The sequence below is a fragment of the Haloferax prahovense genome, from assembly GCF_000723845.1.
GTDB lineage: Archaea > Halobacteriota > Halobacteria > Halobacteriales > Haloferacaceae > Haloferax > Haloferax prahovense.
On record NZ_LK053001.1, the window covers coordinates 452,431 to 461,854 of the forward strand.

Genomic DNA, 9,424 nt, shown 5'->3' on the forward strand with positions numbered 1-9,424 from the left:
CGCTCCAGGAACACAGTCCGGGTTGCAGTCTGGGGATAATTACAGGACGGAACTACTGTCTCCGTGAACTCGGATGCGCGATCGAGGACGAACGCCTCGGAGGGCCCGCCGTATCGAACCCTCTGTGAAACCGGCCCGGCGGTGTTCTGGGAACGGGTCGTATTTCGGCGTCGGCTCGTCGCGCCAGCAGCGATAGATTTCACGGGGCACTCTCTGGACCGGGTGCCGGATACGGTCAACGTCGTCGAGCTAACGGAACTAACTGTTCACTACTATGCCCACGGGTTATTGCCGCTGTTCACTATGACGGAACAACATACCGGATGCCTCGAACCCGCCCGGAGAGACCGGTTTCGTAGAGTATCCGCTGCTACCCTGATAGAGATTACATACTTATGCTTGTAATCATTGTGCGCAGAACGATATTGTCTCGTTCTGAAATAGGGAACCTTAGAGAAATTGCAATGACCGCGTTACCGACGGATTCGAGGCACCAGCGCTTCGACCTGCGTCCATCGCGTAACTGGATGGTTCCGCATCTGACCTCGTGCAAACAGGGAACAAGGCACAATAGTTATTTAACCGGGTACTGATGAAAGAACGTATGCAGAGTGAAGTACGCGTTAGCAGTCAGGAGCCGATAGACCATATCTCGGAGAACATCTACGGTCACTTCGCCGAACACCTCGGACGGTGTATCTACGGCGGTCTCTGGGTCGGCGACGACGATAGGGTCGAGACCGAGGACGGCATCCGAATGGACACCGTCTCGCTGCTCCGCGGACTGAATATGCCGGTGCTCCGTTGGCCGGGTGGCTGCTTCGCCGACGATTACCACTGGGAAGACGGTGTCGGCCCGCGAGAGGACCGTCCTCGCCGGCGGAACCTGTGGTGGACGCAGGGGCGAGAAAACGTCCCCGAGGAGTCCAACGAGTTCGGGACGGACGAGTTCCTCCGACTCTGCCAACTCCTCGACACGGACCCCTACATCGCGGTCAACGTCGGGTCGTCGACGCCGCAGGAGGCGCTCGACTGGATCGAATACTGCAACTACGGCGGCGACACGGAACTCGCCGACAGGCGGCGAGAGAACGGGCAAGAAGAGCCGTATGGGGTGAAGTACTGGGGCATCGGGAACGAGAACTGGGGCTGTGGCGGTCGGTTCGCGCCGGACGAGTACGCCGACGAGTACCGCCGGTTCGCGAACTACTTCAACGGCTTCGATAAGCTGATGAACGAGGACTCGACCGAATTCATCGCCTGCGGACACCTCACGGACGACTGGAACAAGGTCTTCTTCGACAGCCTCAACGGCGGGATGGAGTTCGGCCCCGGCTCGTTCCTCGGCATGGGGTCGCCGTTCAACCTGATGGACCACTTCTCCGTCCACCGCTACTATCAGGCGGGCGGTGACACCGATTTCACCGACGAGCAGTACTACAAGATTTTCGCGCGCGCACAGAAGGTCGGTGGGGACATCGACCGAGCCGCCGAGACGATTTCGGAGTACGTTCCGGAGGGAGAAATCGGAATCATCGTCGACGAGTGGGGCGTGTGGCATCCGGAGGCGAGAAGCGACAACGGACTAGAGCAGGAAAACACCGTTCGGGACGCGCTGACGACCGCCGGTGTGCTCGACCTCATCCACGCGCGGGCCGACGTCGTCTCGATGGCGAACATCGCACAGCTCGTCAACGTCCTGCAGTGCCTCGTCCAGACCGACGAAGAGGCCGCGTGGCGGACGCCGACGTACCACGTCTTCGACCTGTACGAGAACCACGTCGGCCAGACGGCGCTCGAAACGAGCGTCGACACGGAGCAACGCGAAATCGAGGGCGAGGACCACGACGTCCCGATGGTCTCGGCGTCGGCTTCTGAAGGCGACGGAGAACTGTTCGTCACGGCCTCGAACCGCCGCCACGACGAGGCTGAACTGCTCACCGTCGACGTCGGGTCGTCGGCGTACTCGGTGTCCTCGGCGACCGTTCTCTTCGAAGACAACGACATCCGGGAGTACTCAACGAAGGAGAATGCGGAGTCGTTCGAAGCCAGCGACTTGGCCGTCACCGACGATGGCGACGGAACTATCACGTTCGAAGCGCCGCCGGCGTCCGTCGTCGGTCTGACGCTGACGGAGTAACGGAGCCGCCGTCGTTCTTTTTCGAGCTGACACCGGGGATACAGTTATTATGGTGTCGTGTGAACACATAGCAGCGTCATGAGCGAACGCGATTCCATCCGCCAGCACAGCCGCCGGAAGTACCTCGCCGCGGTCGGCGCCGTCGGGGCCGCAGCAGTCGGGTCAACCGGCGTTATCGCGGGCAGCGGCCGCGACGACGAACAGACAGACGTCGAAGGAACGCTGTACTCGCCCCCGTCGGACGCGCCCGCCCCCGGGTCGCTGTATCCTCGAGTCACGCGACTGAAACACGGGTCGGGAAAGGGCGGCGAGAAGCAGTTACTCGCGACGTTTGAGTTCTACCCGTCGATGAGCGGCGGGTCGGAGCCGTATTTCCCCGTCTACCGGAGTACTGACGGAGGACGAACCTGGTCGAAGTTCTCCGAGATTCACGACACGAGCGGGAAGGGCTGGGGGCTTCGATACCAGCCGACTCTGTTCGAACTCCCGCACGCGGTCGGTCCGTGGCCGGCCGGGACGGTCCTCGCCGCCGGGAACTCCATCCCGATCCTCGACGACCCCGAAGACGTCCCCGAGGGCGAGATCGGCGAACTCGGCGAGACGAGCATCGACCTCTACGCCAGTACCGACCGCGGGGCGTCCTGGGAGTTCGTGAGCACCGTCGTCACGGGCGGCAAGGCCGTCCCCTACGACGGGAACAGCCCCGTCTGGGAGCCGGAGCTTGGGCTGGACGACGACGGGAATCTCGTCTGTTACTTCGCCGACGAGCGGATGGGGAGCGACGACGACTACAATCAGCTGGTCGCGTACAAAGCCTCCGAGGACGGCGGCCAGTCGTGGGGCGACGAGCAGTTCGTCGCGGCCATTCCGGACGAGACGACGCGCCCGGGGATGCCCACCGTCACCCCGCTGCCCAACGGTACGTACATGATGAGCTACGAGGTCATCGGGCCGGACTACCTGTACGGCGAGGTCCACGTCAAGACTTCGCCCGACGGGCGTGACTGGGGCGACCCGACGGACGCGGGAACCCTCGTCTCGACCGCCGACGGCCGGCGGTTCATCAACGGCCCGTACGTGACGTGGACCCGCGCCGGCGGCAAAGACGGAACGATACTCGTGTCCGGAAAACAGCTCGTCGACGGGAACCGCGAGCTCGCGGAGGGGAACGGCGAGGTCGTGCTCGCGAACTCGAACCTCGACGGGAGCGGCGACTGGGAGGCGGTCGACGCCCCGCTGTCGTTCGAGACGGAGAGCGACCTCGGCGGTCGGGCGTTCGTCGGTTGGACGACACCGCTGCTGCCCTCGCGCCACGGGGATGAGCTACTGCAGCTCACGTCGGTCGCGGACGGGCCGAATCTCTGTGAGATCAGTTACGGCGTTCAGTCGCTAAAACTCGACGACGGGACGTAGCGTCACCGTCGAAACGTCGCGGAGAAATCGTTTCGCAGACTCTCACCGGAGACTGGGCGGTCGGTCGGAGCGGTCGAGTCCGCTGCGTCGGCCGCGTCCTCTTTTTGGGCGCGCGTCTGGGCGGCCAGTTCCGTGTGGAACGCGGCCACGAGCGCGGGAAACACGAGCGGGAGTGCGACCGTCAACACCGAACACACGACGAGTAGCGTCGCGGTCACGACACCGACCAGCACCGTCGCCACCGGCCGCTCGACGGACCACCGGTATCCGTCGGTGACAGCGTCGAACGCGTCGTCACCCTGCGCGAGCGCGACGAATGCCAGCGCGAAGACGACCCACGCGTGGTACGCGAGATAGAACCCGACCATCCCGAGAACGCCCGCGAGCGCCGACCCGGAGGCAGCGAACCGGCCGAGATAGAAGACGGCGAGAGCCGGGAACGCGACCATGAGCCCGCTGAAGAGGAGCGCGTCGAGCCAGTAGTTCGAGAGCGTCGCTCTGACGGCGTCACGGTCGATGTGGCCCTGTTCGCGGACGGAGGCGACGGCGCTGTAGACGCCCAACGTCGCCGGGCCGAGCGTGACCAGGGGGATCGATGCGAGTACCCAGCCGACGCTGATGGCGACCATCTGAACGGGGTGATGGAACACCGTTCGGACCGCGGCGACGAGCGCGCGGTGGACGCCGACGGTGCCGTCCGCTGACTCGCTCATCCCGTCGCGCCCTGCATCTGCACTGCTCGCACGATCTGTCCCTGGAAGATGAGGTAGATGATGAACAGCGGCAAGGACCCCAGAATCGCGACGGCCATGTGGAGTCCGGGCGTGTCGATGTTCCCCTGATAGAGGTTCACCAGTCCGATGGGAAGCGTGTACGCCGTCTCGTTCGACAGCACGAGCAGCGGCCAGAGGAACGCGTTCCAGTTGTAGACGAACATGAACAGCGCCAGCGCCGAGAGAATCGGCTTCGCGAGCGGGAGGATGATGCGGGTGTACACCTGGAACGTGGTGAACCCGTCGAGCCTCGCCGCCTCCTCGTACTCGACCGGGATGTCCTTGAAGAACTGGTAGAGGAGGAACACGCCGAGCGGACTGGCCACGGCCGGCAGTATCACGCCCCAGTAGGAATTGATGAGGCCGAGGTCCGAGACGATCTGGTACAGCGGAACGATGTTCATGTAGTACGGAACCATGAAGCTCGCGAGGATAACCCCCATGACCACGCCCTGTCCGGGCCAGTCGAGCCGCGTGAGCGAGAACGCGACCATCGAGTCGATGACGACGATGAGCAGCGTCGCACCGGCGGCGATGATGAAGGTGTTGATGGTCCACTCCACGACGAGCGTGTTGTTCAGTAGGTACTGGTAGTGTTCGAGCGTTATCGGCTCGCCCGCGAGCGGCGGTATCCAGTAGGGTCGCGGGTCGCGCAACAGCTCGGTCGGCTGGAAGGACCGAGAGAGCGTGTACAGGTACGGGACCGCCATGAGAACGGCGAGGCCGTAGAGGAACGCGTGAAGCAACACGTTCCGCACCGTGTCGCCGTTGAGCCGCGCGCGTATCGAGCTCTGCGATGTCGTTTCAGTCATTTGAGTCACCGATTACTTTGAAGTTCACGATTGCGATAATGATGAGGATTGCGACCAGCACGTACCCCATCGCCGCGCCGTAGCCGAACTGCTGTTGGGAGAAGGCGCTCCGGTACAGATAGTAGACGAGCGTGTCCGAGGTGTCCTTCGGGCCGCCCTGCGTCATCACGTACGGCTGTGCGAACACCTGGAACTGGAGGATGAACTGTACCATGACCACGAACACGACCGAGTTTCGCATCTGGGGGAGCGTGATATCCTTGAAGGCCCGCCAGCCGGTCGCGCCGTCGAGGCGTGCGGCCTCGTAGAGCCGTTCGGGAATGCTCTGTCGGGCCGCCAGGAAGATGACGAAGTTGAACCCGACCAGCCACCAGACGGTCATGAACGCGAGCGCCGCCATGACGAGGTCCGGCGACGTGAGCCATCCCGGCGGGTTGTCGATGAAGAAGCCGAGGTAGTAGTTTATCAGGCCGTAGCTCTGGGAGTACACCTGTCCCCAGACCAGCGTCACGACCGCGACAGTGAGGACGTACGGGCTGAAGTAGATGGCCCGGAGCGTGCGCTTTCCGGCCACATCTCGGTTCACGCCGAGCGCCATTATCAGCCCGAGGATGACCAGCGCTGGAACCGAGATGGCGACGAAGAGGAGCGTGCCCTCCATGGCGTTGTAAAACACCGGGTCGCGGAACAGTTCCACGTAGTTCTGGAGGCCGACCCACTCCGTCTCCGTGAGGTCGAACTTGTTCGGGTACGTGTGGAAGCTCATGTAGAGCCCCTTCAGCGCCGGCCAGATGAGGAACACCGTGAACACGGCGAGGTACGGAAGTGACCACAGGACGCCCTCGATGGTCTCCTTGCGGAGACCCATGACTGTCTTGCTGTTCGTCGCGTTCTCACCTCCCATAATGCGTTCTGTTATCCCCATCTTCGATTACTCCGAGATGCCGTTAGAGACCGTCTGGATTCCGGAGTCGATAGCCGCCTGCGGCTCAGAGTTCTGCGCCCAGATGTCGACGAGCCACGTGTACCAGTTCTGCGCGTTCGGGTCGCCGTTCGGGACCTTCGGGTGGTAGAAGTAGTCGCCGTCTTCGGCCATCTCAACGTACTTGTTGAGCGTCTTGTCGTAGTACGGACTGTTCTGGAAGGCGTCGGACTCGTAGATGCTGTTCGCGGCGGGCAGGTGACCGGCTTCGGCACCCCACGAGGGGTTCTGTGTGGTCATCCAGTGGGCCACCTCGGCGGCGATTTCAGACTTGGCGTCACTTCGGCCCTGCTTCTTCGGGAGGACGATAGAGTGGCCGTCCGCCCAGACCTTATCCTGCTGTTTGTTCGGACCGACGGTCGGTTCGAAGAAGCCCCAGTTGAGTCCGTCGACGTTTGCTAAGGCCGCCACGTACCACGTTCCGTTCATCGCCATCGCACACGTACCGTTCTGGAAGGCGTTGTTCCCCCAGTTGGCCTCGCTCGTGGGCTTCGACCAGCCCATATCGCCGGTCATATCGGAGAACAGCTGGGCGACGTTCTGTCCGGCCTCGCTGTCGAACGTTGGGTTCCACTCGTCGTCGTACAGGCTCCCACCCTGCTGTTTGACCCAACTACTCCACACGCGGTACGAACCGAAGCCGTCGTTGTACGGCGACTGCGTAAACGCGTGGGCGTCAGTATTCTCGACGACCGCGTTACCCGCTTGCTGGAACTCCTCCCAGTTCGTCGGCGGACTCTCCGGGTCCAGGCCGGCCTGCTCGAACAGGTCCTTGTTGTAGTACACGCCAAGGGGATGCATGTCCATCGGCAGCGCGTTCACGTTGCCGTCGACGGTGACGAGGTCCCAGTGGCTCGCGGTGTAATCGCCCTTGATCGACGCCGTGTCGGCGTAGGTGCCGATTGGGTCGATACCGCCGTCCCACGCTCGCAGGTACGCGGCGTGCATGATCGCCATGTCGGGCGCTTCTCCGCCCGAGAGGGCGGTGAACAGCTTGTTGTAGTACTCGTTCCACGGCGTTCGTTGTCGATTGATGGTCACCTCCGCGTCCGTGTCGAGCGGCTGTTCCTCGTTGAACTTGTTGACGATGCTCTCCATAATCGGCCCTTCGCCACCGCTGAACAGCTCCCAGAAGGTGATTTCGTAGGACTCGCTCCGCGTGTTTCCGGAGCTGCCACCGTCGCTGTTGTCACCGTTACCGCTGCCGCTTCCGCTGTCTCCACCGTTGTCGCCGTTACCGGCACAGCCTGCGAGTGCGACGGTCCCCGCGACTCCGGCAGATTTGATAAACTTCCGACGGGTACTGCTAGTGATAGCTTCTCGAACCATGTGTCACATGTACATGCTGGGGCATGGATTAAACTATTTTCCGTGACCAATACTGCCGGTAGATGAGGACGGACACGCCACCCGTTCGTCCGTCTGTCGTGGCGGCGCGGTGAGCTGACGTTCAGAATGCGCTCGCGTACCCGAATGATGCAGCCTTGACCGGAAGTAACCACAACTATTATTAGTTCTCTTGGCAACCCACGCACTATGGGTACTGTTAGCATCGAAAACGTGCGGAAAGTCTACGGCGGCGACTCGGATATTGTCGCTGTCGACGACATCAGCTTCGAGATAGAAGACGGGGAGTTTCTGACTATCGTCGGTCCCTCGGGTTCGGGCAAGTCGACGTTGCTCCGTATGATTGCGGGTCTGGAAGATATCACAGATGGGACGATACGTATCGGAGACCGTGTCGTCAACGGCGTACAGCCGCAGGACCGCGACGTCGCAATGGTGTTTCAGAACTACGCGCTGTACCCGCACATGACCGCGCGGAAGAACATGAGCTACGGGTTGCAGTTGACGACCGACCTCCCCGAAGACGAGATCAACCGACGGGTGATGGAGGCGGCGGAGATGATGGGCGTCACGGACCAACTGGACAAGCATCCCGGGAACCTCTCTGGCGGTCAGCAACAGCGTATCGCCACGGGCCGCGCCATCGTGCGCGAGCCGTCCGTCTTCCTGTTCGACGAGCCGCTCTCGAACCTGGACGCCAAGCTCAGACTGCACATGCGGACGGAACTCCAGCAGTTACAGGACACGCTCGGGACGACGACGGTGTACGTCACGCACGACCAGGAGGAGGCGATGACGATGTCCGACCGCATCGCTGTCGTCGACGGCGGCGAACTCCAGCAGATAGGGACGCCCGAGGAGATATACAACGAACCCCGGAACCTGTTCGTGGGCGACTTCGTCGGGAACCCGCCGATGAACCAGTTCAAAGTGCGGCTGTCGGGCACGTCGCTGGTCGCCGACGGCTTCAGTTACGACCTCTCCGAGAGGGTCCTCGAACACATCAAACAGTACGCCGACGGAGTAGACGAGTTCGTGCTCGGTATCCGCCCCGAGAACATCACCCTCACAGACAGCGACGAGCCCAACGCGGTTCGAGCGTACCTCGACGTCCGCGAGCCGGTGGGGTCGGACAACTATCTCCACTTCGACATCGAGGGCGAGGAGTGTTGGGTCCGCGTGCCCGGAGACGTCAAACCCGACACGAACCAGGAGCTATCGCTCGCCTTCGACGAGGAGCGGCTGCATCTCTTTCGGCAATCGGACGGCATCAACATTCTCGCTCAAGAGGAACCGTCGTTAGAGGCGGCGGCTGAACAGTAGTGTTTTCGCGGAGCGAGACGCGAACGGCGCGTCGATGAGATTCGTCGGTGAAGGCGGGAGTCGGAACTACGGTTCGACTCCGACGAGGAGCGGCGACGCCATCGATGTCGCTATCGGTCTCCGTCGGTCCCCCCCGTCGGCAGACTGAACTCCTCTGTGATATCGGTGGGTGTAGGTGTCATACGGTAGTGACGCCGTTCGAGAGAGTGCCGATATCTTCGACGGTGATGTCGACGCGGTCGCCTTCTTGGAGGTCGAACGGCTGTTCGGGGACGAGCGAGGTACCGGTGAGGATGACCGCCAGTTCGGGGACCGTGTTGTGGCGCGTGAAGTACGACACGAGTTCCTCGCAACTGCGGACCATCTCGCTGGTGTTCGTGGCGTCGTCGTAGACGACCTCGCCGTCGCGTTCGATAGTCATGCTCATCTCTAACTCGTGAGGGTCGTCGATGTCATCGGGCGTGACCACGCACGGGCCGAGCGAACAACAGCGGTCGTAGACCTTCGCCTGCGGCAGGTACAGCGGGTTTTCGCCCTCGATCGACCGACTGCTCACGTCGTTGCCAACAGTATAGCCGACAATTTCGCCGCGCCGCAGGACGATACCGAGTTCGGGTTCGGGGACGTCCCACTG

At 62.3% G+C, this 9,424-nt stretch carries 8 protein-coding genes; 3 read left to right on the plus strand and 5 right to left on the minus strand.

The genetic code is table 11. The features are described from left to right. Window positions 1-604 precede the first annotated feature (604 nt). On the plus strand, window positions 605-2,140 hold the full coding sequence (locus BN984_RS16990) for an alpha-N-arabinofuranosidase (RefSeq protein WP_008097304.1): 1,536 nt from the start codon (window positions 605-607) through the stop codon (window positions 2,138-2,140). A gap of 78 nt (window positions 2,141-2,218) precedes the next feature. Beyond that, window positions 2,219-3,553: a sialidase family protein gene (locus BN984_RS16995; protein ID WP_008097305.1), complete on the plus strand. Its 1,335-nt coding sequence runs from the start codon at window positions 2,219-2,221 to the stop codon at window positions 3,551-3,553. A gap of 2 nt (window positions 3,554-3,555) precedes the next feature. On the opposite strand, the gene BN984_RS17000 is transcribed toward BN984_RS16995, so the two are convergent. From BN984_RS17000 to BN984_RS17015, 4 genes are all read right to left on the minus strand, one after another. After that, window positions 3,556-4,266 (minus strand): hypothetical protein, encoded by a 711-nt coding sequence (locus BN984_RS17000; protein WP_049968818.1) that lies wholly within the window; start codon window positions 4,264-4,266, stop codon window positions 3,556-3,558. Next, window positions 4,263-5,138: a carbohydrate ABC transporter permease gene (locus BN984_RS17005; protein WP_049968819.1), complete on the minus strand. Its 876-nt coding sequence runs from the start codon at window positions 5,136-5,138 to the stop codon at window positions 4,263-4,265. The genes BN984_RS17000 and BN984_RS17005 overlap by 4 nt, the downstream gene beginning before the upstream one ends. Continuing rightward, a complete protein-coding gene (locus BN984_RS17010) occupies window positions 5,131-6,006 on the minus strand; it encodes a carbohydrate ABC transporter permease (protein WP_008097310.1) in 876 nt (291 codons plus the stop codon). The genes BN984_RS17005 and BN984_RS17010 overlap by 8 nt, the downstream gene beginning before the upstream one ends. 63 nt (window positions 6,007-6,069) lie before the next feature. Beyond that, window positions 6,070-7,449, minus strand: coding sequence for an ABC transporter substrate-binding protein (locus BN984_RS17015; RefSeq protein ID WP_049913739.1), 1,380 nt, complete (start codon window positions 7,447-7,449; stop codon window positions 6,070-6,072). A gap of 207 nt (window positions 7,450-7,656) precedes the next feature. On the opposite strand from BN984_RS17015, the gene BN984_RS17020 reads away from it, so the two are divergent. Then, on the plus strand, window positions 7,657-8,790 hold the full coding sequence (locus tag BN984_RS17020; protein WP_081909252.1) for an ABC transporter ATP-binding protein: 1,134 nt from the start codon (window positions 7,657-7,659) through the stop codon (window positions 8,788-8,790). A gap of 178 nt (window positions 8,791-8,968) precedes the next feature. Here BN984_RS17020 and BN984_RS17025 read toward each other — a convergent pair. After that, window positions 8,969-9,424 (minus strand): fumarylacetoacetate hydrolase family protein (locus BN984_RS17025; RefSeq protein WP_181950720.1); only part of this gene is annotated, 456 nt, incomplete at its 5' end.

Excerpts from the sequence above, each read along its gene's own strand:
- BN984_RS16990 (WP_008097304.1), top strand. The coding sequence starts at position 605 with ATGCAGAGTGAAGTACGCGTTAGCAGTCAGGAGCCGATAGACCATATC.
- BN984_RS16995 (WP_008097305.1), top strand. The coding sequence starts at position 2,219 with ATGAGCGAACGCGATTCCATCCGCCAGCACAGCCGCCGGAAGTACCTC.
- BN984_RS17000 (WP_049968818.1), bottom strand. The coding sequence starts at position 4,266 with ATGAGCGAGTCAGCGGACGGCACCGTCGGCGTCCACCGCGCGCTCGTC.
- BN984_RS17005 (WP_049968819.1), bottom strand. The coding sequence starts at position 5,138 with ATGACTGAAACGACATCGCAGAGCTCGATACGCGCGCGGCTCAACGGC.
- BN984_RS17010 (WP_008097310.1), bottom strand. The coding sequence starts at position 6,006 with ATGGGTCTCCGCAAGGAGACCATCGAGGGCGTCCTGTGGTCACTTCCG.
- BN984_RS17015 (WP_049913739.1), bottom strand. The coding sequence starts at position 7,449 with ATGGTTCGAGAAGCTATCACTAGCAGTACCCGTCGGAAGTTTATCAAA.
- BN984_RS17020 (WP_081909252.1), top strand. The coding sequence starts at position 7,657 with ATGGGTACTGTTAGCATCGAAAACGTGCGGAAAGTCTACGGCGGCGAC.